22 protein-coding genes are annotated in these 26,398 nt (G+C 39.8%); 15 read left to right on the top strand and 7 right to left on the bottom strand.

From position 1 onward, the window contains the following. Window positions 1-992 precede the first annotated feature (992 nt). The 4 genes from trpS to kdsB all read left to right on the top strand — a co-directional run bounded on the left by trpS (window position 993) and on the right by kdsB (window position 3,709). The gene (gene trpS / locus ACK1I8_RS06910) at window positions 993-1,991 is read left to right on the top strand and encodes a tryptophan--tRNA ligase (protein WP_412468605.1); all 999 of its coding nucleotides are present in this window, start codon (window positions 993-995) and stop codon (window positions 1,989-1,991) included. A gap of 75 nt (window positions 1,992-2,066) precedes the next feature. Next, entirely contained in the window at window positions 2,067-2,681 is a 615-nt protein-coding gene (locus tag ACK1I8_RS06905; protein WP_090500686.1) for a deoxynucleoside kinase, read from the top strand. A gap of 60 nt (window positions 2,682-2,741) precedes the next feature. Then, window positions 2,742-2,945: a DUF5808 domain-containing protein gene (locus ACK1I8_RS06900; RefSeq protein ID WP_412468604.1), complete on the top strand. Its 204-nt coding sequence runs from the start codon at window positions 2,742-2,744 to the stop codon at window positions 2,943-2,945. Between the two features lie 11 nt (window positions 2,946-2,956). Further along, on the top strand, window positions 2,957-3,709 hold the full coding sequence (kdsB, locus tag ACK1I8_RS06895) for a 3-deoxy-manno-octulosonate cytidylyltransferase (protein ID WP_412469353.1): 753 nt from the start codon (window positions 2,957-2,959) through the stop codon (window positions 3,707-3,709). Window positions 3,710-3,803: 94 nt separating this feature from the next. Here kdsB and ACK1I8_RS06890 read toward each other — a convergent pair whose 3' ends face one another. Then, window positions 3,804-4,757 (bottom strand): GNAT family N-acetyltransferase, encoded by a 954-nt coding sequence (locus ACK1I8_RS06890; RefSeq protein WP_412468603.1) that lies wholly within the window; start codon window positions 4,755-4,757, stop codon window positions 3,804-3,806. Between the two features lie 91 nt (window positions 4,758-4,848). Here ACK1I8_RS06890 and ACK1I8_RS06885 point away from each other — a divergent pair, with 91 nt between their 5' ends. The 9 genes from ACK1I8_RS06885 (at window position 4,849) to ACK1I8_RS06845 (ending at window position 18,413) form a co-directional block, all read left to right on the top strand. Next, window positions 4,849-5,418 (top strand): hypothetical protein, encoded by a 570-nt coding sequence (locus tag ACK1I8_RS06885; RefSeq protein ID WP_412468602.1) that lies wholly within the window; start codon window positions 4,849-4,851, stop codon window positions 5,416-5,418. 59 nt (window positions 5,419-5,477) lie between these two features. Further along, the gene (locus ACK1I8_RS06880; protein ID WP_412468601.1) at window positions 5,478-6,020 is read left to right on the top strand and encodes a hypothetical protein; all 543 of its coding nucleotides are present in this window, start codon (window positions 5,478-5,480) and stop codon (window positions 6,018-6,020) included. Between the two features lie 22 nt (window positions 6,021-6,042). Next, complete coding sequence (locus tag ACK1I8_RS06875) at window positions 6,043-6,504, top strand: DinB family protein (RefSeq protein WP_412468600.1); 462 nt, start codon at window positions 6,043-6,045, stop codon at window positions 6,502-6,504. Between the two features lie 138 nt (window positions 6,505-6,642). Beyond that, on the top strand, window positions 6,643-9,417 hold the full coding sequence (locus ACK1I8_RS06870; protein ID WP_412468599.1) for an outer membrane beta-barrel protein: 2,775 nt from the start codon (window positions 6,643-6,645) through the stop codon (window positions 9,415-9,417). Continuing rightward, complete coding sequence (locus tag ACK1I8_RS06865) at window positions 9,404-10,177, top strand: GLPGLI family protein (RefSeq protein ID WP_412468598.1); 774 nt, start codon at window positions 9,404-9,406, stop codon at window positions 10,175-10,177. The genes ACK1I8_RS06870 and ACK1I8_RS06865 overlap by 14 nt, the downstream gene beginning before the upstream one ends. A 163-nt stretch (window positions 10,178-10,340) precedes the next feature. Continuing rightward, window positions 10,341-11,957, top strand: a complete 1,617-nt coding sequence (locus ACK1I8_RS06860) for a CTP synthase (protein WP_412468597.1) — start codon at window positions 10,341-10,343, stop codon at window positions 11,955-11,957. A gap of 20 nt (window positions 11,958-11,977) precedes the next feature. Further along, entirely contained in the window at window positions 11,978-13,780 is a 1,803-nt protein-coding gene (gene yidC, locus ACK1I8_RS06855) for a membrane protein insertase YidC (protein WP_412468596.1), read from the top strand. 244 nt (window positions 13,781-14,024) lie between these two features. Further along, entirely contained in the window at window positions 14,025-16,877 is a 2,853-nt protein-coding gene (locus ACK1I8_RS06850) for a prolyl oligopeptidase family serine peptidase (protein ID WP_412468595.1), read from the top strand. A gap of 264 nt (window positions 16,878-17,141) precedes the next feature. Further along, on the top strand, window positions 17,142-18,413 hold the full coding sequence (locus ACK1I8_RS06845; protein ID WP_412468594.1) for a nucleoside recognition domain-containing protein: 1,272 nt from the start codon (window positions 17,142-17,144) through the stop codon (window positions 18,411-18,413). Between the two features lie 167 nt (window positions 18,414-18,580). Here the strand turns inward: ACK1I8_RS06845 and ACK1I8_RS06840 are convergent, their stop codons facing one another. From ACK1I8_RS06840 to ACK1I8_RS06830, 3 genes are all read right to left on the bottom strand, one after another. Beyond that, window positions 18,581-18,757, bottom strand: coding sequence for a hypothetical protein (locus ACK1I8_RS06840; protein ID WP_412468593.1), 177 nt, complete (start codon window positions 18,755-18,757; stop codon window positions 18,581-18,583). A gap of 163 nt (window positions 18,758-18,920) precedes the next feature. Further along, window positions 18,921-19,361 (bottom strand): PaaI family thioesterase, encoded by a 441-nt coding sequence (locus ACK1I8_RS06835; RefSeq protein WP_412468592.1) that lies wholly within the window; start codon window positions 19,359-19,361, stop codon window positions 18,921-18,923. Between the two features lie 805 nt (window positions 19,362-20,166). Beyond that, complete coding sequence (locus ACK1I8_RS06830) at window positions 20,167-22,620, bottom strand: TonB-dependent receptor (protein WP_412468591.1); 2,454 nt, start codon at window positions 22,618-22,620, stop codon at window positions 20,167-20,169. Window positions 22,621-22,943: 323 nt separating this feature from the next. On the opposite strand from ACK1I8_RS06830, the gene ACK1I8_RS06825 reads away from it, so the two are divergent. Both ACK1I8_RS06825 and ACK1I8_RS06820 read left to right on the top strand, forming a co-directional pair. After that, a complete protein-coding gene (locus ACK1I8_RS06825) occupies window positions 22,944-23,402 on the top strand; it encodes a MaoC family dehydratase (RefSeq protein ID WP_412468590.1) in 459 nt (152 codons plus the stop codon). A gap of 162 nt (window positions 23,403-23,564) precedes the next feature. Beyond that, window positions 23,565-23,798 carry a hypothetical protein gene (locus ACK1I8_RS06820; protein WP_412468589.1) on the top strand — a complete coding sequence of 78 codons (234 nt, stop codon included), beginning with the start codon at window positions 23,565-23,567 and terminating at the stop codon, window positions 23,796-23,798. A gap of 277 nt (window positions 23,799-24,075) precedes the next feature. Here ACK1I8_RS06820 and ACK1I8_RS06815 read toward each other — a convergent pair whose 3' ends face one another. From ACK1I8_RS06815 to ACK1I8_RS06805, 3 genes are all read right to left on the bottom strand, one after another. Continuing rightward, entirely contained in the window at window positions 24,076-24,462 is a 387-nt protein-coding gene (locus ACK1I8_RS06815; protein ID WP_412468588.1) for a hypothetical protein, read from the bottom strand. A 227-nt stretch (window positions 24,463-24,689) separates the two neighbouring features. After that, window positions 24,690-25,406 (bottom strand): DUF92 domain-containing protein, encoded by a 717-nt coding sequence (locus tag ACK1I8_RS06810; protein ID WP_412468587.1) that lies wholly within the window; start codon window positions 25,404-25,406, stop codon window positions 24,690-24,692. Window positions 25,407-25,535: 129 nt separating this feature from the next. After that, entirely contained in the window at window positions 25,536-26,234 is a 699-nt protein-coding gene (locus ACK1I8_RS06805; protein WP_412468586.1) for a DUF1826 domain-containing protein, read from the bottom strand. Window positions 26,235-26,398 lie beyond the last annotated feature (164 nt).

Here is a 26,398-nt window from a genome sequence, read left to right as displayed (position 1 = left end):
TTTGCACTGCCATGGTTCATAAACCTTATTGCAGTGGATAGCCCGGAGTGAGGCAACGAGCGAGGACTGGCAACGGAAAGAAAGACTACAGTTCCCGAAACACTGACTTTTATTTTCAAAAAAGACATCAAATCATCAGCTGGTCGCTGCGACACCAATCACTTAGATGGAATAGCTGGCAGTTGCCAGTTTACAGTTATCGTGTGGCAGCATGATTTGCACCGGTCTTCGTTCATAAACCTTATTGCAGTGGATAGCCCGGAGTGAGGGACGAGCGAGGACTAGCAACGGAAAGAAGGACTGCAGTTCCCGAAACACTGACTTTTATTTTCAAAAAAAGAAAGAACTCTTCACAGCGGTCGCGGCGACACCAAGCACTTAGACGGAATAGTTGCCAGTTTACAGTTATCAGTTGGCAGCATGATTTGCACTGCCATGGTTCATAAACCTTATTGCAGTGGATAGCCCGGAGTGAGGGACGAGCGAGGACTAGTAACGGAAAGAAGGACTACAGTTCCCAATGAACCACTGGCTTTCATTTTCAAATGAGGAATGAAATCTTCACAGCGGTCGCTGCGACACCAAGCACTTAGACGGAATAGTTGCCAGTTTACAGTTTTCAGTTGGCAGCATGATTTGCACTGCCATGGTTCATAAACCTTATTGCAGTGGATAGCCCGGAGCGAGGTACGAGCGAGGACTAGCAACGGAAAGAAGGACTACAGTTCCCGAAACACTGACTTTTATTTTCAAAAAAGAAAGAACTCTTCACAGCGGTCGCGGCGACTTCGGCCATAGAATAATTTGCAATTTTAAGTTAGCAGTTCTCAGTTTCATAAACCTTACCTGCGGTCGTTGTGGTACAAAACACAAGCATTAATGACGATCACATAACCGAATTTTGATAATAAGGTGTCATTAGAAAAAATCTTCGGATGAAAATTGAGCCGACTTGTGGATTGCTTGCATTTTATTTTTAATTTCGTGCCATTATGAAAGAAACAGTGGTGAGCGGTATCCGCTCAACAGGAAAATTACATTTAGGCAATTATTACGGCGCAGTTAAAAACTTTGTTCAAATGCAGAACGATTACAACTGCTACTTTTTTATTGCTGATTTACATTCCTTAACTACACACCCTACTCCAGCCGACCTACATGGAAACATTAAACATGTTCTGGTTGAATACCTGGCCAGTGGAATAGATCCGGAAAATAGCACCATTTATATACAAAGTGATGTACCTGAAGTTGCGGAGCTATATTTATACCTGAATATGAATGCCTATATGGGTGAACTGGAACGCAGTACTTCATTTAAAGATAAGGTACGTGCCAACCCGGACAATGTAAATGCAGGTTTATTGACCTACCCGGTATTAATGGCTGCCGATATTTTAATCCACAAGGCTACCAAAGTACCTGTTGGAAAAGATCAGGAACAACATTTAGAAATGGCCCGCACTTTCGGAAACCGTTTCAACAGATTATACCATACGGAATATTTTCCTGAACCTTACGCTTTTAGCTACACGGATAAATTGGTTAAAGTACCTGGCTTAGACGGAAAAGGCAAAATGGGCAAATCAGAAGGTGAGGCCAATGCTGTTTACCTTTCTGATGATCCCGAAACCATCCGTAAAAAAGTAATGCGCGCGGTTAGTGATGGTGGCCCGACAGTAGAAAACCAGCCAAAACCTGAACCGATCCAGAATCTTTTTGATTTAATGAAAGTGGTATCAAGTACGGATACACTGTCACATTTTGAAGATTTATATAACAAAATGCAGATCCGTTATGGAGATTTCAAAAAACAACTGGCAGAAGATATGATTTTGGCTACTGCACCGATGCGTGAGCGTATACAGGATATTGCCAGGGATGATGCTTATTTGAGACAAGTAGCTAAACATGGTGCACTAAAGGCCCGTGAAAGTGCACAAAAAACCATCAGAGAAATCCGTAGTTTAATCGGGTTTAAAAGTTTTTAATTAATATTACGGTAAGCGCTTAGCGTTTGGCGAAACAACGCCTAACGCAACGCCTAACGCAAAACGCAAGGACATATGCACATAGCAATTGTAGGAAATATTGGTGCCGGTAAAACTACCTTAACAGGCTTATTGGCCAAGAATTACGGATGGGAAGCTTTGTACGAAGCCGTTGACAATAATCCTTATCTTGAAGATTTTTACAGCGATATGAAACGCTGGAGTTTTAACCTTCAGATTTATTTCCTGAACAGCCGTTTTCAGCAGATTACTGATATCGAGGTGAATAAACGTAATGTTATCCAGGATAGAACCATTTATGAGGATGCACATATTTTTGCGGAAAACCTGCATGATATGGCTTTAATGACCACCCGTGATCATGATAATTACAGGGCTATTTTCGATAATATCACCTCTTTTATCAAACCGCCCGATTTATTGGTTTATCTGCGCGCATCGGTACCTACTTTGGTGAACAATATCCAACGCCGTGGCCGGGAGTATGAGGCAGGGATCCGAATCGATTACCTTTCTAAACTGAACGAAAAATATGAAGCCTGGATTAAAGGATATAAACTTGGCAAATTATTGATTTTGGATAAAGATAAACTCGATTTCACCAATAATCCTGAAGATTTAGGTACGGTAATCCAATCTATAGAGGCGGAGATTAACGGTTTGTTTTAATCCCTTCCCCAAAGGGAAGTTGAATTCGTGATAAATGGTTTAATATTTAATGCGATAGATATGGAAAAAGATTTCGGGCATGAAAATCCGGAAAACTGGAAATGGGGTATTTTTTATTTCAATAAAAATGACCATAGGTTAGTTGTTCCCAAACGTATAAAAATACTGGGCTGGACATTTAATTTTGCCAATCCCTTTTCCTGCATCATTACCGCATTGATTTTTACTTTTGTTTTTTACCAGTTTTATCAGTACGGCATATGAACAACAAAAACCTGAAAGCGATAGGGATTATTCCTGCACGTTATGCCTCTACCCGGTTTCCGGGAAAACCTTTGGTTGATATTGCCGGGAAAACGATGATTCAGCGGGTGTATGAACAGGCTCTGAAAGCAAAAAGTTTATCAAAAGTAGTGGTAGCCACTGATGATGAGCGGATTGCCAACGAAGTAAAAAGATTTAGTGGAGAATATGCCTTTACCGCTTCCCATCACCAAAGCGGAACTGATCGATGCGCGGAAGTAATCGGACAAATGCCTGGTTTTGATGTGGTTATTAATGTTCAGGGCGATGAACCCTTTATCGAACCTGCTCAAATCGATTTGCTGGCCAGCTGCTTTGTAGCAGACAAAGTAGAGTTGGCTACATTAATTAAACCGATTCAGAGCCAGGAAAGCATTTATAACCCCAACAGTCCAAAAGTGGTAATTGATGTAAACGGGCGCGCCATATATTTTAGCCGAAGCCCGATTCCCTTTATCAGAAATGGTGAACCAGGCGTATGGGCAGAAAAACACCAGTTTTATAAACACATTGGTATTTATGGTTACCGCACAGAAGCCTTAAAAGCCATCACCCAGTTACCGCCTTCTTCGTTGGAAATTGCCGAAAGCCTGGAGCAATTACGCTGGATTGAAAATGGTTTTTATATCCAAACAAAAGTAACTGATTTAGAAACAGTTGCTATTGATACACCAGAAGATTTATTGAAGTTGAATAAGCTATTGGTGGCACTGAAGCAAGAGTAAGGTTTATTGGTCATTAGTCATTGGTCATTGATCATTTGTTCATGCCAAGTATTAATAACTTGCGATCAATCTTCTCCGACCTACTGACTTCGGACTATTTTACCACTAGTTCCATCTGAATGTTACATCTCTCGTACGGTGTAGGTTTAGCTGCCACTTTTTGGAAACCCAGCTTATGGTAAAGGTTAATGGCCGGTTTCAAAATGGTATTGCTTTCTAAATAAATTTTAGCTGCACCTAATGATTTTGCTTTATCAATGATGGCATTTGCCAATAAAAAGCCTACATTTTTTCCCTGTGCTTTTGGCGATACGGCCATTTTGGCCAGTTCAAAATCATATTCAACATCATTCATCTTAATTAGCGCACAAACACCCAGGGCTTCACCTTCGTAAAGCGCAACCAATATAACCCCTCCTTTATCTAAAATATAGCCCTGAGGATCATCCAGCGCCTTATAATCAGATTCTTCCATGATAAAATACTTCGAAATCCACTCTACATTTAGCGATCTGAAAACTTCCTGGTATTGGGGTTGGTAATCTACAATTTCAACCTTCAAACTAGCTCTCTCTTTTTTCTTTTCCATTACCCTTCTCAACAAGCTTTTTTGCCCCAATAAAAATTCCCACTCGCCTATTGCTTCCCAAAGTTTGTGCTGTGTCTGTGCCGAGATTTCTTCAATTGCCGCGTTTACATCTATGAGCTGATCTTTTAATTCTTCTGAAATTTTCATCCCTTTTTTCGAAAGGCTTATTACATTTCTACGTCCATCGGCTTTATCCCTACTTTCTGTAACATAACCTTTTTTCAACATCTCACTTATGATCTTACTCACTGAAGGGTGAGAATGGCCAATAGCTTTAGCCAGTTCGGTAATTGTTTTCTCCCGCTCCCTGTTCAGCGTATGCAATACCGGAAACCATTTTGGCTGCATCTCTATATGATACAACCTATAAATTTGTGCAGCGTCTTCAGTTACTTTATCCGTCAACATTCTTAGCCTACTGCCGATGGCTACCTTACCAGTCTCCTCAAAAAAATTCATAATAAAGCTATTTACGTAATCAGTTACGCAAATATAAAAACATAATCTTATTATCCAATATAAAATGGTGCTGTATTTCGTATTTTAGTCTATGTCAAAACACACACTCTTAATTCTCGCCATTTTATATAGTAAAGCGATTTTTGCCCAGCAAAGGGCTGGATGGATTGTAAAAACCAATGTTTTAAATTTGGTGGCTAAAAGGCCTACCCTTTCATTAGAAAAAACCTTTGCTGATCTTTATGGACTGGAAGCAGCTTATACTTCTGGCGAACTCACAAATTTTGGTTATCGCGACTATTACCATTATGATGGCTTTTTACTCCGGGCGAAAAAATACATCAGGCCTGTTAAAAATAAAGAAGCTAATGCTTTTTATGGTGCCTATTTTGGAAACCTGAATCAAACAGTAGTTTCACATGGCAAGGTAGATAATACCGGCTTTTTTAGCTGGGGTCATGACCGGGATTTCAAAGCGAATTCGTTACGTTATGGCGGAACATTTGGTGTATCCTTTATTCCCGGAAAACATTTCCTTTTAGAGGGTATAACGGGCCTGGGCTATGGAGATTATTATCATGTTCAGAATAATTTACAAAATAAGCTGCCTGGTGGTTACTTTGACTTTCAGCTATGGCTGTCTATCGGTTATTCTTTCTAAATATGATGATGATAAAATGTAGGAATATGAACTAAAACATAAAATTTGTAGTTTTGGATATGAGAAATATAGCGCTCCTTGCTGCCACCTGTTTGATATTGTTAACAGCCTGCAATTCGAAAAACAAAAAGGAAACCAATACTATTGAATTTAAAAATGTTAACCAGCGCATCGCTAAATCTTTTTCAGATTTGAAACGTCTGGATACCTTTAAGATTGAACTTACCGGCAGAAAACCCGAAGAAATGGTGTTGAATTTTACGATCAGAAATGCCGATGGAAAAGAAATATACAATACAAAGATCAAAGGCGCTGATTTGCTGGGCAACACCGATCCAAATGTTGATCTTTCAAAAGAAAAAGACCAGATTGTTTTCTTAAAAACCATTGCAAATGATTTTTTTAGCGATGACAATTTTCTAGAGCCTGCGGTAATGCCAGAAGATAAGGCCGACCAGTATACACCAGACAAATTGCTTTACGAAGAATTAAAAAAATCGGGATTAAACGGCTTTAAGTATCGTTTAGGAAAGGAAAACAATATTTACATTGCCTGGAGTGAAAAAGAACAAAAAGTGAAGATTTACTATAATTGCTGCTAATCTGAATAATTAAAAATTAGCGATGAAAAGATCAGCTTTACTTGCAAAGCGCTTAAGGGAGATTTTTCTGAACGGGTATTGGATTGCCAATACCAACTATAAAGATCAACTGGAAAACATCAACTGGGAACAGGCCATTCATCAAATAGAAGACTTAAATACGATTGCTGCATTAACCTATCACATTAATTATTATCTATCGGGTATTTTAAACGTATTTCACGGAGGTCTGCTGGAAATTAGAGATCAATACAGTTTCGATCTGCCCCCGATACATTCTGAAACTGACTGGAAGAAACTGTTAGAAGCATTTTTAGCTCATTCTGCCGCTTTTGCCGATGAAGTGGAAAAAATGCCGGATGAAAAATTAGATGAGGTATTTGTAGATGAAAAGTACGGCACCTATCTTAGAAATATAGAAGGTGTCATTGAACACAGTTATTACCATTTGGGTCAGATCGTATTGATCAGAAAATTCACCTAAAAAACGAAACCGAATATAAGTTGATGATGAAAGTCAATTCTTTAAAAAAATATTGCGCGTAGTTTAATTAAACTAATCGAATAGTTGTATTTTCACGCACCAAAACCAAACAACTATTTATCAACGTTTTCTCTATACATGCTCAGAAATTTTCTCTCCGTTTTTATCTTATCGGTATTATTTCTTCCTGCTTTAGCTCAAAGGGCCAGTATTAAAGGTGTTGTTATCGACACTGTAGAAAAGAAAAATCTTTCAAACAGTTCAATACTGCTCATCAACAGCAAAGATTCCATTTTGGTTGAAAGTATCAGGGCCAAAGCAAATGGCGGCTTTGAGCTGGCAAACTTAAAAAGCGGCAATTATACGCTAGTCATCACTTACCCTAAAATGGCCGATTTTATCAGAGATATCCGGTTGTCAGATTCATCAAAGTTTAATTTGGGGGCTATTGCCATGGATAGCAAGGCCACACTTTTGAATGAAGTGACAATTAAGGCACAAAAACAAGCTATTAGCATGAAAGGCGATACGATCACGTACCAGGCAGATAGTTTTGCAGTAAAGCCGCATGCCAACTTACAGGATCTTTTAAGGCGGTTACCTGGAATTGAGGTTGATAAAAACGGCGCCATCAAAGCCGGCGGTAAGGATGTAAATACCTTGCTGGTAGATGGTGAAGAATTTTTTGGGGACGATCCTTTACTGGCCTCAAAATACCTGAAAGCCAATGCAGTGAACGAGGTAGAGGTGTATGATAAAAAGAGTAAAAACGAAGAACTAACAGGCATTAAGGAGGAAGATGCCAAGGAAAAGGTGATCAACGTGAAGCTGAAGGAGAATGCCAAAAATGGCTATATCAGTACTACAGAAGCCAGTAGCGACCTGAATAAATACCGCAATGTGGGTGCCATGGCCGGGATTTATAAGAATAAAATGAAGGTGGCAGCATTTGGCTTTAATAACAACATCAATACCGAATCCAAAACCAACAATGCCATGAGCCGCCTGAAGGGTGATGAATATGATGTGATCGAGGTTGGCGATGATGGCAGCTCCGTCATGATCAGTTATGGCAATAACGAAGATGAAAATTTCGGATCCGGGGGAGGGATCCCAAACATCACCACTTATGGCGGTCACTTCTCCAATAAATGGAAAGATAACAAAGTGGGCATGAAGCTGAATTTTAAAGGTGCGGATAACAGTTCGTTTAACGAAAGTACCAGTCGTAATGAGTCGTTGATTCCTAACGGGACTAATTTCTTGAGCCAGGGGTCCGGCCGCCAGGAAAACCGTACCACCGGTCAGAGTTTGCGGGGAAGTGTCGAATTGAAACTGGATTCGCTTTCGAACCTGAAGATTTCTTTTTCCGGGCGCCAGCAACGCAATTCGGCGAACAGTTTCAGCAACAGCGAAACGAGAAACGGACGTGGTATTATGGTAAATAGCAACAGCGAAAATGGGGATGCTAACGGACGGAGTGACGCCTTTAATGGAAATATAGGCTACGTGAAGAAGTTTAAAACTAAAGGACGGATTTTAACGGTCGACCTACAGCCGGAAAACAACCACAATAATAACGAACGGAATAGCCTGAACCAGACCAACCTCTTTGATTCAACGGGTGTGATGTTAACTCCCGATCGCCGGAATTACCTTAATGATGACCAGGCGAGTAAAACATCACTGGCTTCACGAATCTCTTATACCGAACCCCTGAGCAAAAGACTCTCCCTACAGGCAGGCTATAGTTTTAAAACGATCCGTTCCCGCAGTCAAAAGTATACTTATAATCAGGACCTGGGCCGGCAAAAGGTCGACTCATTAAGTAACTTTTTTAAATTCAATAACTTCTCCAATGTAGGGAATGCGGTATTACAATATAAAGGCAAAAGGTTTACGCTACGGGGCGGAACCCGGGCCATTCAGACCACCTTTCACCTGGATGATCTAGACCGGAACCGTCAGGTGAACCGTTCGTATGTGAACTGGGCACCGGAAACCAGCGTGAGTTATAAGCTGGGTCGCAGTGGCAGTATATCAGTGAGTTACAATGGCAGTACCGATCAGCCGGATATTGAGCAGCTGCAGCCTTTAAGGCAGGTGAACAGTCCGTTATACCAGTTAATCGGTAATCCAAACCTGAGGCCATCATTCAATAATAACTTTAACCTGAACATCAATACTTACCAGCAGAAATCTGAAATTTATGCCTATAGTTACCTGAGCTACAACTTCGTACAAAATGCGGTTTCAGCGAGTACAACGGTCGACCAATCCAATAAGACGGTAACCACTTTTGTCAACCTGAATGGTGGCAAAAGCCTTTATGCAGGAGGAAGTATCGGGAAAAGTTTCAGCAAAATCCACCTGAACACGAATATGGGTTTTAATTATAATTTTAGCGAAGACGTTTCTATTCTGAATAAAGAATTGAATAAAACCAGCCGTAACAGCATGACCTTAAGACCACGGGTGAGTATCTATCATGATAAGTTTAGCCTGGAATACAACGTTTCGCTAAACTTTTCCAAAAGCCGTTCTACTATCGGTACGGTGAATGATGGCAGGAACTTCAGTCATGATCACGAGATTTCAGGTAACATCAATCTCCCCTACCATACCGAATTTAATACTTCGGTGTCCTTGTCTTACCAGCCGGCCAATGCTTCATTTGCCCTTCCGGTAGACATCGCCATCTGGAACGCCTATCTGTCTAAAAGGATGTTAAAGGCCGAAGAAATGGAGATCAAAGTTTCCATTTCCGATATCCTTGGCCAAAGGGTTGGTTATAACCGTTATGTAAATGGGAACAGCGTAGGCGAAAGCACTTACAGTTTTATTCCGAGATATGTGTTGGTAGGTGTAGTTTATAATTTAAACGGCAATTTTATTAAAAATGAAAAGAAATAACATTTGTTTTTTCAGCATGATCTTCAGCATATGGCTGGGCCTTCAGCCGACTTCCGCTCAAACGGTATTCATCAAAAGCGCGAAGATTACTTTTGAGAAAAAGGTGAACATTAAAGAGCAACTCGCCAATAACAAATGGCTGAACGACGAGGCCAAAGAGAAAATGGGTAAATACCGCACCACCAACTGGGAATATACTTTTAATGACAGCACCTCGGTTTACCGGGCTAAACCAAAGGAAAATTTAGGCGACAACGTCTTCTTCTTCAGTTCTGACAATACCGATGAGCTGTTTACAAATTTTGCGAAAGGCAACCGTGTGAAAAGAAAAAGCATAATGGGTGATGATTTTATCCTGAAAGACAGTATCCCACGTCTGAAATGGAAAATCATGCATGATCTGCGTAAAATTGCCGGTTATGAATGCAGAAAAGCAATCGCTACGATCAACGATACCGTTACTGTTGTAGCCTTTTATACCGATGAGATTTTATTGAAAGGTGGCCCAGAGGGTTTTACCGGTTTACCGGGAATGATTTTGGGTTTAGCCATACCACGTTATAACACCACCTGGTTTGCCACTAAATTAGAAGCGCAAAACGTCCCGATCTTAAACATCGCTCCTCCAACCAAGGGAAAGAGAACCGATACAGAAAAGGATTTCAAAAAACTGATTGATCTTTATACGCGTTATGATGATAAAAAGAACCCCAGAAAGATAGAAGACATCAAAAAGGAACTTTATTCATTCACTCTCTAAACCAATATTTTTCGTTAAAACTTTCAATATCAACTAAATAATATCAACAAAAAATATTCTAACCACAACCTAAAAGCCGCAATTATTTTTCTTACCTTTGTATCCCGTACAAAAACAATTAAACAGGCCCATAAAGCCTGGTTAATATCACAAATTATCAATCATGACAAAGTATATTTTTGTTACGGGCGGTGTAACTTCCTCTTTGGGTAAGGGCATCATTTCCGCATCTTTAGCTAAACTTTTACAGGCACGGGGCTACCGTGTAACCATTCAAAAATTCGATCCGTACATTAATATCGATCCGGGAACTTTAAATCCATACGAACATGGCGAGTGCTTTGTAACTGAAGATGGTGCTGAAACCGACCTGGATCTTGGTCATTACGAGCGTTTTCTTAACGTTCCAACTTCGCAAGCCAATAACATCACCACTGGCCGCATTTATCAAAATGTAATCAGTAAAGAACGCAAAGGTGAATATCTGGGCAAAACAGTACAGGTAGTTCCCCATATTACCGATGAGATTAAACGCAATATGCGTATTCTGGGCGAGAGTGGTGAATATGATATCGTAATTACCGAATTAGGCGGAACGGTTGGTGATATTGAGTCATTACCATTTATCGAAGCTGTGCGTCAGTTTAAATGGGAAGAAGGCAGTACCAATGCTATTGTAATCCACTTAACGCTGGTGCCTTATTTAGCCGCGGCAGGTGAACTCAAAACCAAGCCAACACAGCACTCTGTTAAAGCCTTACTGGAATATGGTATACAGCCGGATATATTGGTTTGCCGTACCGAGCATCATTTAAGTGCTGACCTGAGAAAAAAAATTGCCTTGTTCTGTAACGTTAACATCAATGCAGTTGTCGAATCGATGGATGCGTCTACTATTTATGATGTGCCCTTGTTAATGTTAAAAGAACAACTGGATAAAACCGTTTTATCGAAATTAAAACTGCCTACCAAAAACGATCCGGATATGGAAAGCTGGAAAGATTTCTTGGGCCGTTTGAAAAACCCAACTGCTGAGGTAAAAATCGGCTTGATTGGTAAATATGTAGAGCTGCCTGATGCTTACAAATCAATTATTGAATCTTTTGTACACGCAGGTTCGAAAAATGAGTGTAAGGTTAAGGTAGAGTATATCCACTCTGAAGGTATTTTTCCAGATAACGTTAAAGAAAAATTGGGTCACTTACAAGGTGTTTTAGTTGCACCAGGTTTTGGTAGTCGTGGTATTGAGGGTAAAATTGATGCCATCAAATATGTTCGCGAAAATAATGTTCCTTTCTTTGGCATCTGTTTGGGTATGCAATGCGCTGTAATTGAATTCGGACGTAATGTTTTGGGTTTAAAAGATGCACATACTACAGAAATTGAAGAAAATTCGGCAAATCCGGTCATCAATATGATGGAAGAGCAGAAGAAGATTACCAATAAAGGTGGAACCATGCGTTTAGGCTCTTACCCTTGCGATATCAAAAAAGGTACAAAAGCTTTTTCTATTTATGGTAAATCGCATATCAACGAACGCCATCGTCACCGTTATGAATTTAATAATGATTATTTAAAGCAATATGAAGATGCAGGGATGACGGCATCTGGCATCAATCCTCAAACCAATTTAGTGGAAATCGTAGAGCTTAAAAACCATCCGTTTTTTGTTGGCGGACAATTTCACCCGGAATTAAAATCAACAGTTGCTAATCCTCACCCACTTTTTGTTAAATTTGTCGCCGCTGCAATGGAGTTTGCAAAAAAGAAAACGAATTAAAAGCAGTACATACATAAATAATGGATAGAAATACCTTTACAGGACTGTTCCTGATTATGATCATTTTGGCAGGATCATTCTACTTTTTGAAGCCGAACGAGGCCGAGATCAAAAAAGCCAAAGAAACGGAACGTTTAGATTCTTTGAAAAAAGCCGGTGTTACACCGCTACAAAAAGATACCACCAAAACAGCTGCCGTAAGCAACCCTGCTGCAGATTCTGCAGCCTTAAAAGGTCCATTTGGTACCGCCTTAAACGGTACCGAAGCCAATACCGTTCTTGAAAATGAGAATTTACTAATTACCCTGAGCAATAAAGGTGGTAAAATTACATCGGTTGAAGTTAAAGGGCAAAAAACATTTACCGGTAAACCGGTTATTTTATTTGATGGTAACCAGAATAAATTTGGCCTGAATCTTAATGCTGCCGGCAAAGTAATTAACACCAACGATTTATATTTTACCCCAACTAAAACCGGTAATACGGTTACCATGCGTGCCAATTATGGCGCAAATGCTTATGTAGAGTATGTCTATGATTTAAAAGCATTAAGTAATAAAGTTGCTTTTAACATTAATCTGGTTGGCTTACAGCAGGTAATTGCTGGCAATAGCATCGGCCTGAACTGGCAAACTACTTTATTGCAACAAGAAAAATCGATCGAAAGCGAACACCGTTACTCTGCACCATATTACAAATACTTAGATGGTGATGTAAACCATTTAAGTGTTTCAAAAGATGAGAAAGAAGAGTTAACAAAAGGCAAAATCCAATGGTTCTCTTTCAAACAGCACTTTTTCTCGGCTTCGCTAATTGCCAAACAGGCTTTTGAAAAAGGGAGTTTAGAAGTAAAAATCCCAACCGCTCCGGGCCAGGTGAAGTTTTATGATGCCAATATGCAATTGCCATATACGCATAGTGCAAACCAGGTTTACGAAATGGAGTTTTATTTTGGCACCAACAAATTTTCTGCCTTAAAAGCACAGGGATATGATTTAGAACAACAGGTTGATATGGGCTACTGGCCTTTAAAGTACATTAACCGCTTTATTGTATTACCCGTATTCAATTTTTTAAACAGTTTTGGCTGGAATTATGGCTTAATCATTCTGGTATTGACCATTTTATTAAAGGTTGCTTTATCGCCGCTTACTTATAAATCATACCTGTCAATGGCCAAAATGCGGGTATTGAAACCAGAAATGGACGAAATAAAAGCTAAAGTAGGTGAAGATAACCCCACGCTGGTTCAGCAGGAATATTTAAAACTGTACAAAAAGGCAGGTGTAAACCCGTTGGGTGGTTGTTTGCCAATGGTGTTACAATTGCCTTTGGTAATGGCTTTCTTTTTCTTCTTCCCTAACCTATTTGAGTTAAGGGGTGAGAGTTTCCTTTGGATGAAAGATTTATCAACCTATGATGAATTTATCAAATTTGGCGTAAAAATCCCTTTTATTGGCGATCACTTAAGTTTAATGTGTGTATTGATGACCGTGTCCACACTGATTATGACTTATTTCAATAACCAGGTTTCCGGCGCTACCGGACAGATGAAATACATTGGTTATATTATGCCAATCATTTTCTTAGGGGTATTAAACAGCTACCCTGCCGGATTAAACTACTATTATTTCTTAGCTAACTTAATGACTTTCGGGCAGCAGTTCCTGATCCGTAAAATGGTTGATGATGACAAAATCCATGCTTTAATCCAACAAAATAAAGCCAGACCAGCTGACGAGAAAAAGAAAAAATCTAAATTCCAACAGCGTTTAGATGACTATATGCGTCAGCAGCAACAACAACAACAAACTAAAAGGTAATTTTGCTTTTTCACCATACGGCATCCCCGGTTACTTAAAGTGATCGGGGATTTCTGTTTTGGGCAATGCGTTTAGTGTTGGTGTTGAGCGTTCATTGCTAAATCTATGATTCCTCACAAATTTCATTTCCACTCTAAATTTTACAAATTCCTTCTTTAATTGTAATATTTGGCATACAAGTTTCTTAATAAGCTAAAAATTTCCAATTTTAGAAGATTAAATTCAACCAACAAATTAACTTAAAATGCAAAAGAGATTAACTGTTATTCTGTTTTTCGTTGTCAGCTTTGCCTTCGCACAAAAAAAGCCCTTAAATCATTCGGTATATGATACCTGGGAATCTATAGGAGCAAAGCAATTATCAAATAATGGACAATGGGCGATGTATAGCATCTTACAACAGGAAGGAGATGCGCAATTATATCTTACCAATATTAAAACAAATACCAAGATTAACGTTCCCAGAGGGATGAATGCGCAATTCAGCAATGATTCCAAATTTGCGGTTTTTAACATCCGTCCACTCAATAAAGATCTGCGCCAGGCAAAAATAAAAAAGAAAAAGCCAGACGAGTTACCTAAAGATTCATTGGGCATAGCCAACCTCACGAGCCATACGGTAACCAAAGTTGCACGGGTAAAATCTTTTAAGTTTCCCGAAGATGGTACCGGTGTATTGGCTTATTTAACTGAAAAGCCCGATACCGCGCAAAAAAACACGAAATCAGCAGAAAAAAAAGACAGTGAAATTGATTTTGCTGACGATGAACCTGCCGGAAAAGGTAAAACAGAAGAAGGAACAGATCTGGTTGTGAAAAACCTTTTAACAGGTACGGATCAGACCTATAAATTTGTTACTGATTACTTTTTCAGCAAAGATGGCAAACAGTTGGTTTTTGCCTGCAGCGGATCTAAAAAAGACAAAACGGCCCCACAAGGCGTTTTCTTACTCAACACCGAAAAAGGAAACTTAAAAACGCTGATTAAGGGCAAGGGAAGTTTCAAAAACTTTACTTTTGATGAAGAAAGCGAACATGTAGCCTTTGTAGGCGAACAAAGTCCGGAGAAACAGGAAATAAAAAATTACAACATTTATTACAACTCGTTAACCCTGGACACGGCTCAGATCCTGGTTGATTTTGATATGCCCGGATTACCGGATAAATGGTCGGTTAATGGAGATGGTAAAATTACTTTTAGTAAAGATGGCAAGAAATTATTTTTTGGCATATCCCCTGTTAAAAAACCAAAAGATACCACTATTGTTGATTTTGAGGTGGCTAAAGTTGATGTATGGAATTATAAAGACGATTATTTACAGCCTATGCAGCTTAAAAATGCAGAAAGAGACAGCAAAAAAAGTTACCTGGCGGTGATCGACGTTTACAGCAGCGATCCAAAAGTAGTTCCACTAACAGATGTAAAATTACCTGATGCCAATATCATGGCGGAAGGTGATGTAGCACAGGTTTTGGCTTCTACTGATTACGGCCGGCGGATAGAATCCCAGTGGAGCGGTTCAACCTCGAAAGATTACTACCTGGTTGACACCAAAAACGGTCAGAAAAAGAAGATCATCGAAAACCTTAATGGCTATGCCATGGCCTCACCGGCGGGAAATTATATCCTTTACTTCGATCGGAAACAGGGCAGTTGGAACAGCTATCATATCGCCACAGGAAAGGTTACCGTTTTAACCGCTGGTTTAACCGAAAAATTTGTCGATGAGGAGAATGATGTACCGGACCTGCCTTCTGCTTATGGCCTAGCCACCTGGACAGAAGGTGATAAAGCGGTGCTGATTAATGATAAATATGATATCTGGTCGTTCTCACCAGATGGAAAATCGGCACCTAAAAATATCACTGCCGGTTTCGGAAGGGCTAACAACATCACTTTCCGTTACGAAAACGTACGGCCAGACCGAGCAGACAGAAACGCCAGTAAATTTGTTAAAGCAAATGAATTGGTTTGGTTGTCTGCTTTTAATAATCTGACTAAAGAAAACGGCTTTTACCGCACAAATGTAGGTGTTGCTAAAGCACCGGAACTGGTAGTAATGGCAAAATTTAAGTATTCTGATCTGATAAAAGCTAAAGATGCAGACATTTACATCTACGACAAAGCCAATTATGTAGAATCGCCAAATGTTTACCTCACTACCGATTTCAAAACGGAAACCAAATTAAGCAATACCAACCCTCAGCAAAAAGACTACAATTGGGGTACAGCTGAATTGGTAAAGTGGACTACGCCAAAAGGTTATAAAGCCGAAGGTATTCTCTACAAACCTGAAAATTTCGATCCGAACAAGAAATATCCGATGATTGCTTATTTCTATGAAAAACTAACAGACGGGTTATATACGTATCAGGCACCTGCTCCTACTCCATCCCGTTTAAATATTTCCTATTTCGTGAGTAATGGCTACCTGGTTTTTGCACCAGATATCAGCTACGAAACAGGGCATCCGGGTAAATCTGCAGTTGAATTTATCAATTCGGGTGTAGAAAGCCTAAAGAAAAACAGTTGGGTAGATGGCAGTAAAATTGGTATCCAGGGTCAAAGCTGGGGTGGTTACCAGGTGGCTTACCTCATCACCCAAAACAATATGTATGCTGCCGCCTGGGCAGGTGCACCGGTTGTTAACATGACTTCTGCTTACGGTGGCATCCGTTGGGAAACCGGTATGAACCGCCAGTTCCAGTACGAAAAAACACAAAGCCGTATTGGTGCAACACTTTGGGAAAAACCAGAGTTATATATCGAGAATTCTCCCTTATTTATGCTTCCGAAGGTCAATACTCCCGTTGTGATTATGGCTAATGATGCAGATGGAGCCGTGCCGTGGTATCAGGGTATCGAAATGTTTACCGCATTACGCCGCCTGGGCAAACCGGTTTGGATGTTAAATTATAATGGCGAAGCGCATAATCTGGTTCAACGCCAAAACCGTAAGGATATTCAAATCCGTGAACAGCAATTTTTCGATTATTATTTAAAAGGTGCCAAAGCTCCTGCCTGGATGACCAGTGGAATTCCGGCAACAGAAAAAGGGAAAACCTGGGGTTTTGAATTAACAGATGATAAACCTTAGTTAGTCCGAAGTCGGAAGTCCGGAGTCAGAAGTCTATGGTTAGGAGTATATAAAACTGGCCATGGCCTTTTAATTTTGAGTTGATAATTTCATGGCAAATAGTTCTTAGTCAAGTATTCTGAGTAAGCAGTCTATCAACCATTTGACTATCGACCATAAAGCATTTATTTAGTATGCAAAATCCGACTTCGGACTCCTCTGCTATGAACTTTCGACTAAAAAAGGTATTTTAACCCTTTCAAATAAAACAACTACTCAATCCTAATGGCATTAAGCAGAATCTGGTCGGCATTTATTATTATAGCTATTGTTGTAGCCAGTATTAAATGTTTCTTTTTCGGACATAGCGATATCTTTAACTGGATGGTCATCGGCAAATCGTCCGATCCCTTAAATCCTTTAAAGTTAGATGGTATTATCGAAACCTGCTGGATAGCAGTTGACCTTTGTATTAAGCTAATCGGAACATTGGCTTTATTTATGGGCCTGATGAGCATTGCCGAAAAGGCAGGCGGCATCCGTTTGTTATCCAGGATTATAGGTCCTTTTTTTTCAAAGCTTTTTCCCGAAATTCCTAAAGGACACCCATCTATGGGACATATGATCATGAATTTCTCTGCTAATTTATTGGGTTTAGATAATGCGGCTACACCCTTTGGTATCAAAGCAATGGAAAGCTTGCAGGAGCTGAATCCCAATAAAGACGTGGCGAGCAACTCACAGATTATGTTTTTATGCCTGCATGCGGCCGGTTTATGTTTAATTCCGGTTAGTGTAATTGCCATCAGGTCTAGCCAGAATGCGCAAGACCCTACCGATATTTTTATTCCCTGTTTAATTGTAACCTTTGTAGGGACCATGGCGGCCATGCTTATTGTATCCTTTAAACAAAAAATAAATTTACTGCAACCGGTTATCATTACATGGGTATTGGGTATTTCGGCTGTAATAGGTTTGCTGGTTTGGTATGTAAGCAAATTAAATGCAGAGAGTATAAAATCATTTTCCGGCTTATTAAGTGGTGGAATCATTTTATTGATCTTTTTATTAATTGTACTGGGCGCGTTATATAAAAAAATCGATGTTTTTGATGCTTTTATTGATGGTGCCAAGGGTGGATTTGAAACCGCGTTAAAAATTATTCCCTATCTGGTTGGAATTTTAGTTGCGGTAAGCATGCTGAGAACCAGCGGAACTTTTGATGTGGTGATGAGTGGAATTAAGAGCGTGTTCGTATTTTTTGGAGCCGATACCAAATTTGTTGATGCCTTACCCACCGCCTTAATCAGGCCTTTAAGTGGTGGTGCGGCACGTGGTATGATGGTGAGTACCATGATAGCAAGCGGACCAGATTCGTTTGCGAGTAAACTTTCAGGAGTTTTCCAGGGTGCTTCGGATACTACATTTTATGTGGTAGCTGTTTACTTTGGTGCGGTTGGAATAAAAAATACACGTTATGCCATCGGTTCGATGCTGCTCGCCGATCTGGTTGGGGTTTGTACAGCAATAGCGCTTAGTTATATGTTTTTTGCTTAAGTTTGGGGTATTGGCCAATGGTTTATTTGGCATTGGAATATAACAATGACCAAAGGAAAAGTTGAGCAGATAGCAAAAATCCCTGCCAGAAATAAACGCTAACAGGGATTTTAATATCCTTCAAATTTAGGACAGGACTGATACTTCAACCTCATGATGATGAGCTATCAGTAAGAAGTTTGAGGAGATATCCGGTTGATGATTTCATCAATGGCATCTGGATCAATTACTGCATTTTTAGAAGCACACCACTTTTCTGTTTTATTATCTAACCAGATGCAAAAAGAATGGTAACCGTCTAAAATTACAGCATAAGTTTCATGAAAATCATCTTGAATACGCATGCAAAATCCCTTAAAAATTTTGCCTCTCACGTCAAATTGCAGGGTGGAATAATTTTCTAACATGGCTCATTATATTTTCGGTTAATTTACAACAATATACCACGGAGAATGTTTTGTTAATTTTAAGGAATTAATAATTTATTCTTAGGCGTTGTGCTTTAACTTAACCTATGTTTAACATGTTCGAATAACCTTTGGCAATTAAACGTTTTTTCGACGGCAAAGATATTTCACATTGCAGATTTAAAATGGTGCGTCCTCTTTTTACGATCGAGGTTTCCGCAATAATTTCGTCGCCTTCACTTGCTGTAGCAAAATAATCAATGTAATTATTTACCGTGGTATACCGTTCATTTAACCCCATTGTAAAAACCGTTGCTCCAATCAAATCATCAATAATTCCTGCTGTTACACCGCCATGTAATATCAGATATGGGTTGGTCATTTCTTTACGAACGGTATACCGGCATACCAATGTCCCCTGCTCTGCTTTAATTAAAACAGGGGCCAGCCAGTTCATAAAGTTAGAGGGCGAACCGGTGATTACCTGACCAATTGATTGTCTTAGAAAATTCAGACGCTGTTCGCTCAAAGAGGCTTCCATAGCTATATGTTTAATAGTTGATGCGTAGGTAAAGATAGGAAAAATGAGGCACAGTCTTTAGAACGAAAGGTTAATAACCCTTATCCGATTATAGATATGAGGATCATATTGAAATTCATTTTACCTATTTAAAGCGCAGGGCCAGTACAAAAAAGAAAGCTCCCTCCCGTTTTTCGCTTATACGCTTCGCTTCCTCGTACCTCGTTGCTGCAGGGTAACGCTGCAACCCCCGCCTGCAACGGGCAGGGGGGCTAAATGGCCAAAACTGTATTTCATTTGTGGGGTTGCAGGGTGCACAAACCTTTGTTTCTAAAACCTAAGGGATTGAGCGGAATAGCCCGGAGCGCAGCGAGGACTATTAGTGAAATCGGGGCTATTGCCCGCCAAGAAACACGAACCGTCCATTTCCTGATTAAAAAAGCCTTATTATCTTTGTAGCGCAAGTGCTCTGCCGAACACCTAATTTCTGACTGGTTTACGCTTCGTTGTCTCGTATCTTGTTGCTGTTGGATAATGATGCTACCGGGGCTATTGGCCAATACAGCATTTCATTTGCGAGGTTGAAGGGTGCACAAACCTTTGTTCTTAAACCCGATTGCAATGTAAAGCCCGCATCCCGATTTTTTCAATCGGGAGAGGACTTGAAATGAAAAGCGGGACCAGCGACCGCCAAGAATCACTTAACGTTCATTTCATATAACATATCTTCAATTAAAAAGATTGCTTCGTCGTTCCTCCTCGCAATGACGGATAAAAGAAATGCGGTAAAACTATTGATCTGCGGCAAAAGCATTTTTTTTAACTCTTAAAGTGGAATTATCATTTTAAAACTCAAATTTCTGCCCATATTGTAAATCCCTGACCGGCCGTTGGGCGATTGGTTATAATATTCGAAATATTTTAATCTGTTTAAATTAGACTGATAAGCAACATTAAAAATGTTATCGGCCTGCAGAAATATATCGCAGATGGTTTTTCCTTTTTTTGTTTTCAAGGCTGATCCTATTCCTCCGTTAATTAAAGTATAACCCGCCGTAAAGCTTTCTGTTTGATCAAGTGCGTAAAACCTGTCCTGATCGGCAAAAAAGGCCGCATCAATTTTGATGTAAGGCTGATCAAAAATGCCGATAGGCTTTTGTGCGGTTGCTTTGATTTCCGATCGAACCTGTAAAGGCGGAATAAAAGGCAAATATCTGGCCTCCTTGCCATGTTGATCCAATAACTCCCGGTTTTGATTTAATCCTACCGTATAGGCTAAACTATTATTGAAACTGAGCCATTTTAATGTGGTTGGATGCAAATTGATTGAAATCTCCGCACCATACAGCCTGGCTTTTGATTGTTGATACTGATAAGTGAGGTTTCCCGGAACAATTACCACCGGATCGCCATTGACATCGGTTAAACGCGATTGATAAATGTAATTTTGAATATGATTATTAAACAGCTCTATACTCATATCAGCATCTTTTAACGAGGCGATCACGCCAAGATCTTGCTGCAGATTAAATTCCGGTTTAAACGTCCTATTGCCTAAATATACAATATGTGCGCCCGGATCCAGTCCGTTCGAACCGATTTCGGTAATATTAGGCGCCCGGTATCCCCTTGCTATGTTAGCTTTAATCAAAAACCGCTCAGAAATATTGTAGGTTAAGCCCAAACTGCCGGATAATCCATAATAGTTTTTGTTAAAAGATGGAAACTGCAATTTGCCGGTAGGGTCATCCACACTTACCTGTTGATCAAAACCTGTCTGCCCGTTTGTGCCTACATAAAAATCATCCCAACTGATATTTCTTCTGTCGATCCGGATTCCTCCTGAAATATCTACCTTACCCATTGATTTCTTTGCAAAATAAAATGCGCCGATATCAAAAAGATCATAATCCGGGATAGGGAAATCTGTTGCATTTTTGCTCCTGTTTGCCTGGTACATCCCATTAAGCCCGACTGTACTTTCTATACCTGCCAAGTCGGGCAGGTTGTATTTGAAATCGTAATTAAAGGTATTTAACACCACGTAAAGCCCCGCCTGATTTGGCCTGGTAGGATGATTATATTCTCTCCTGACGCTCTGCTGCCCGCCAATTAATACATTTAAATCACCCGTTCCGAATTTAAACTGACTCGTGTTGTAAAACCGGAAATGTTGAATGTGTTGATGCAATGGATTAATGGCATAGGTCCGAAGATCGCTTTCTGGCACAATGGGCCTGTTTTTAATATCATCCCCGTCATCCAGAACCTGCCTGGTAAATCTTCTTGATAAAGAATCCCGACTGCCATCGGGAATTTCCATTAGGTTATCGTAATAGGTAAGTGCTGTTTTAGAAAAACCCCAGGCTTTATCAACCCTGGCACTGGCCGATAAATGGTATTCTCTGAAAGCTGTTCCGTAAACCCATCCATCAATTTTATTCCGGTAATGATGTGCCGTTTTCCCGGTAGCCCTAAAGCTATATTTCCAATCATTTTTAACATAAGCGAGTCCGAGCGACGAACCGATCATTCCATTGTTACTCTGATAATTTGCGGTATAATCGCCTTTCAGTTTTCGGTCTTCAAAATTTGGGGTGTAGGGGATCATATTGATAACGCCGGCCAATGCATCAGAGCCGTAGGTTAAACTGGCCGGACCTTTTACTACCTCTGCCCTGGTAATGCCATATTCATCTACCTCAATTCCATGCTCATCCCCCCATTGCTGTCCCTCCTGCCTTAAACCATCGTACAGAGTTAACACGCGGTTATACCCTAAGCCCCTTATAAATGGTTTGGAAACATTTGGGCCGGTGGTAACAGCCGTAATGCCCGGTACTCCTTTCACAATGGCTTCTATTAAGTTGGTATTTACGTTCTGGTCCATCGATTTTTTAGAAAGTACGGCAATGGGCACCGGGCTTTTCCGTAATTGCGTGGCCCGGTTTACCCCGGTAATCACCACATCATTTAAACTGGAAGCTAAACTTAACAATTCGGCATTAACAATAGCCGTATCTACTGCTAACGTTACCCTGACTTTTTTGGACTGGTAACCAATGCCTGAAAAAAGGAGATCACAAATCCCGGGAGTAACATTTAAGTGATAAGTACCGCTAAGGTTTGATTTTGTTGAACTTTTAGTACCTAAAACTTTAATGGTGATACCCTCTAAAGGTTCTTTATCTGAAGTAATTAGACCTTTAATGGTTACCTTTTGAGCAATGGCATTTAGCGATATAACAAAACAAATACAACAAATGGATAGGATTCTCATAAACAAAGGAATTATCTAAATATAATTTTAGACAAATCTAAATTTTAATTTAAATATATCAAATAAATTATTTAGACGGTATTTATTCCATGATAATCTTATTTTAGCAATAGGTGTTAACCTGGTTGAACACACCATGCCAACTTATGTTTTTCACGTTGTACCGGTGCGAGTCTTAACACCTTATAATTAAGCAGTTACCTGCATTACGCTTAAATTAACCGATGATAATTTAAGTCACAGAAAAGTAAATGAAACTATATACCTCTTGGATTGTTGTGCCTAAGAATTTCAAATCAATACAAACTTTATAAATAAAATATATGTTGGTGATCAATAATTTCGAAGAGTACGAATCCTATCTGGGTAAAGAATTAGGCGTGTCGCAATGGCATACTATAGATCAGGAACAGATCAATAGATTTGCTGATGCAACCTTAGATCATCAATGGATACATACAGATCCTGAAAAGGCTAGAAATGAAGGCCCTTTTAAGGCAACAATTGCCCATGGCTACTTAACGCTATCATTAATTCCTTATTTATGGAAGCAAATTGCCGATGTGCGCAATATTAAGATGGAAATCAATTATGGTATTGAACGTTTTAAATTTGGACAGGCTGTTTTAGTGGATAATGAAGTACAGTTAAAAGCCAAACTGATGTGCATCAGCAATTTAAGGGGAATTACCAAAGTAACCATACAGGCTACGCTTGTAATTAAAGACCAGCCTAAACCAGCTTACGTGGGCGATGTGGTGTTTTTATATCATTTTATATAAATGCCGAGACCATCTGGCGAATTATGTATCCTTATTTTCGTTGTTTTTCTGTTGACTTAGGGTGATTTAAACCGGTATGTTTTCCTGATTGTTACAGGGGTCAGGAAACATTTCGGCGGGTTAGCCGTTAGATTATATAGATAAGATCATTAAATTTAAGATATGGAAAACATCATCACCCCCAGCCAATTAATCAACAACCATGCTAATAACGGTAACAAACCCACTTTAAAAATTGGCAGTAAATTTCAATGGGATCCGAAATATGCATCAAAAGAAATACCTTCGTTTGATGCTTTTAAAAGTGAAATCGAAAATTTCTACGAATATAAATTGGTATTTGGTTACGAAGGTGCAGTTGGTCAGAATGTTTATATGGTAACAGGCTTGAAATAACGATATCTATCCATTCTGAACCATGTTTGCGGTTAACCTTAAGCTTGAACAGTGGTTTAACCTGGCGTAGCCCTATTATATAAAAAGCCCGGATATCCATCAGGGCTCTTTTAATCAACTAACCTAAACTTATAAATACTAACCAAATATTTATATCGCAAAACTAAATATCGATTATTAATCCTGTGTTAAATATTTATCATCTGTTAGGGCCGCTCGATTCTGATCATTATCAATACTGATATTTTCAAATCAATAATCTGGAAACCCTAAACGATTATTTCACGGCCCGGGTGGCCTTATCGAAAGATAACACCAGGTTCTGTTGATCAACCTGTTTTAAAGGCACTTCATGCACCTTCCCGCCCCGGCCGGTCGTAAAATAAACTTCCGCTTTGGCAATGTCTCCTTTGTTGATACCGTCTTCAAATAAAGCAATACCAAATAAGGTACTATCTACTTTTGATGAAGCCACAATACTCACCGTGCCTAAAGCATAGTTGCCATTATTCCTGAGCGTAACAACTCCTTGCTTATAAGTGTAACTTACTCCTTTCAGCGTTTCCTGATAGGTTTTATTTTTACTGGTAATTGGTTGATAGGTTTGCGCGTAACCTGAACATCCACAGGCCGCCAGCAGTAAAACAAAAATGATTTTTTTCATGATCTTTAGAACTAAACAATACATAAATATCACAAAAAAGCTTATTATAAATCACCTGAAACAGACTTTGATCAGGATTAATGAAGGATTTTACAAATCAATGAAGAACAGCTTCAAAGTACTGATAGTCAAAGCATTTGTTGTATTTTCAATCTGAAAACGATGTGTAAATGAAACCACATCACTGCATCGATTTTTCCCCGTCTCCCTTTGGCTGATAAATATTTCTAAATGAAAAGCATTTTCATCACTGAAAGCAGCAAAGCTGCTGTTAATGTATTTAAAAAATTAACCATGTTATTGCCAATGATGCCTTTACGCTCCAGTAGGGCCCCCAGTATAGAATCCGTCAGGTTTCCAATCGTACCGGCAATAACGATAAAGCAAAAATCCATGTTCCATCCCAATCCCAGCGCATAAATGGTGGCAATGATACCACTACCCGCAATGCCAATCAACGTACCTTCCAAACTGATCACGCCATCCATCCCACAGCGGTCAGGCCTGAACGAAATAATATTAAAAAAACGCTTTCCATAAATCATTCCCAGTTCAGAGGATAAAGTATCTGCAGTGGCTGATGCGAAAGTAGCGGCCATAGCCGGAAGCATAAAATCAGCAAGCGAAGGATAAAAATAAATCAATGCAGCCGCTATACCGGCAGCCCCGGCATTAGCCAGTACCTGCAGTACGGTCCGCCCACGCTTCGTTTCTGTTATGGTAGCAGAAGCCATCTTTTTATGCCGCTGCCATGACGTGGCTGCAGAACCCAGAATAAAAAATGCAGTCATCATTGCCACGCCGGTGTAACCAGCCGCGTCATAGATAAAACAGGCCAATATAGCACCTGTGCAGGCAGCCAAAACAGTCAGTTTTTTGGCCAGGATACTATAAGCCATACCAGCCATAACAATGATAGGCAAAAAGATGGCGCTGTTGAACATATGGCAAATATATCTGAATTATATGGACGAAAAGCATCCTTAGGAATATTTTGAATGTGGCGGGCAGTTAACGGGCAGCTGAAAAAAAACGTTATTGGCTATACCGCAGTAAAAACTTAACCCAGCGGGTTAGCAAATGAGCAACAAGCGGTATTCTCCCTCTTTTTCCAGCGGTGCACGGTGGATACAGGGTAAACATGACTGTGCAGGATGATCTACAGCCAGTCTCCACAAATGTCCCAATCCTAATTTTACAGGCATTGCCCCTGCTTTGGCCTGATAATGCAGATCAAAGTAATGTTCCGTCAAAAAGCGTTCAAATTCTTCCGCTGTGCCCTCATGTAGCGCTTTGAGCTTTAGCCTAATCTCAGGTACAAGCACTTTTTGTTCGGCCAGATGGTTCGGTAAAATCTCACTGGCCGCACCATAATAGGTACATAAAAAAGTATCGGTACCGATGGGCGACCGGTCGACGTGAAAAGAATATACATCTGTTGAAATGAAATCAAATTCTTCATCCCGCTCATAACTTTTAATTAAATTCAGCGAAGGAGAAGCGCCAGCATCTGCTAACAGCTGAAAATCATTTATGATCTGTGCTCTGGCTACTTCACCTTGTTCTGAAAGTCTAAGCGACTGTAGATCATCCATCGAAATTTCCGTCAGGTTTGCTTTGAGTTCGAGCTTAGATACAATTTCCTTAAAATCGCCTTCAAGTTCTCTTTGCCAGCAAGCTGCGTTTAAATCTCCCCGCAAAGCGGTATCCATCAGCTGAGGAAACGTGGATACTACCGCAATTTGTGCCTGGTCGGCAAATTTGTTATCCATTAAATGATTTATTTAGCCATTATTTACGGCAAAAATAACGAATAGCTCAGCGGATATGGAGGAAGAGCCGTTATTTATTAAAATAAAAACAGTTCGTTTTTATCCTGTAATACAAAGCCAAAATGCGTAGGATTATTATATCCGCAAACCAAAATCAAACGGCT

The organism is Pedobacter sp. KLB.chiD (genome assembly GCF_047040275.1).
Lineage (GTDB): Bacteria > Bacteroidota > Bacteroidia > Sphingobacteriales > Sphingobacteriaceae > Pedobacter.
This window is presented reverse-complemented; position numbering and strand designations above follow the sequence as displayed.

What these genes read in the sequence shown, in the direction of transcription:
- ACK1I8_RS06815 (WP_412468588.1), bottom strand. Translation starts at nt 24,462, where the DNA reads ATGAAAAAAATCATTTTTGTTTTACTGCTGGCGGCCTGTGGATGTTCA.
- ACK1I8_RS06870 (WP_412468599.1), top strand. Translation starts at nt 6,643, where the DNA reads ATGCTCAGAAATTTTCTCTCCGTTTTTATCTTATCGGTATTATTTCTT.
- ACK1I8_RS06825 (WP_412468590.1), top strand. Translation starts at nt 22,944, where the DNA reads ATGTTGGTGATCAATAATTTCGAAGAGTACGAATCCTATCTGGGTAAA.
- ACK1I8_RS06860 (WP_412468597.1), top strand. Translation starts at nt 10,341, where the DNA reads ATGACAAAGTATATTTTTGTTACGGGCGGTGTAACTTCCTCTTTGGGT.
- ACK1I8_RS06850 (WP_412468595.1), top strand. Translation starts at nt 14,025, where the DNA reads ATGCAAAAGAGATTAACTGTTATTCTGTTTTTCGTTGTCAGCTTTGCC.
- ACK1I8_RS06845 (WP_412468594.1), top strand. Translation starts at nt 17,142, where the DNA reads ATGGCATTAAGCAGAATCTGGTCGGCATTTATTATTATAGCTATTGTT.
- ACK1I8_RS06840 (WP_412468593.1), bottom strand. Translation starts at nt 18,757, where the DNA reads ATGCGTATTCAAGATGATTTTCATGAAACTTATGCTGTAATTTTAGAC.
- ACK1I8_RS06810 (WP_412468587.1), bottom strand. Translation starts at nt 25,406, where the DNA reads ATGTTCAACAGCGCCATCTTTTTGCCTATCATTGTTATGGCTGGTATG.
- trpS (WP_412468605.1), top strand. Translation starts at nt 993, where the DNA reads ATGAAAGAAACAGTGGTGAGCGGTATCCGCTCAACAGGAAAATTACAT.
- ACK1I8_RS06875 (WP_412468600.1), top strand. Translation starts at nt 6,043, where the DNA reads ATGAAAAGATCAGCTTTACTTGCAAAGCGCTTAAGGGAGATTTTTCTG.
- ACK1I8_RS06900 (WP_412468604.1), top strand. Translation starts at nt 2,742, where the DNA reads ATGGAAAAAGATTTCGGGCATGAAAATCCGGAAAACTGGAAATGGGGT.
- ACK1I8_RS06865 (WP_412468598.1), top strand. Translation starts at nt 9,404, where the DNA reads ATGAAAAGAAATAACATTTGTTTTTTCAGCATGATCTTCAGCATATGG.
- ACK1I8_RS06890 (WP_412468603.1), bottom strand. Translation starts at nt 4,757, where the DNA reads ATGAATTTTTTTGAGGAGACTGGTAAGGTAGCCATCGGCAGTAGGCTA.
- yidC (WP_412468596.1), top strand. Translation starts at nt 11,978, where the DNA reads ATGGATAGAAATACCTTTACAGGACTGTTCCTGATTATGATCATTTTG.
- ACK1I8_RS06885 (WP_412468602.1), top strand. Translation starts at nt 4,849, where the DNA reads ATGTCAAAACACACACTCTTAATTCTCGCCATTTTATATAGTAAAGCG.
- ACK1I8_RS06835 (WP_412468592.1), bottom strand. Translation starts at nt 19,361, where the DNA reads ATGGAAGCCTCTTTGAGCGAACAGCGTCTGAATTTTCTAAGACAATCA.
- ACK1I8_RS06830 (WP_412468591.1), bottom strand. Translation starts at nt 22,620, where the DNA reads ATGAGAATCCTATCCATTTGTTGTATTTGTTTTGTTATATCGCTAAAT.
- ACK1I8_RS06805 (WP_412468586.1), bottom strand. Translation starts at nt 26,234, where the DNA reads ATGGATAACAAATTTGCCGACCAGGCACAAATTGCGGTAGTATCCACG.
- ACK1I8_RS06820 (WP_412468589.1), top strand. Translation starts at nt 23,565, where the DNA reads ATGGAAAACATCATCACCCCCAGCCAATTAATCAACAACCATGCTAAT.
- ACK1I8_RS06905 (WP_090500686.1), top strand. Translation starts at nt 2,067, where the DNA reads ATGCACATAGCAATTGTAGGAAATATTGGTGCCGGTAAAACTACCTTA.
- ACK1I8_RS06880 (WP_412468601.1), top strand. Translation starts at nt 5,478, where the DNA reads ATGAGAAATATAGCGCTCCTTGCTGCCACCTGTTTGATATTGTTAACA.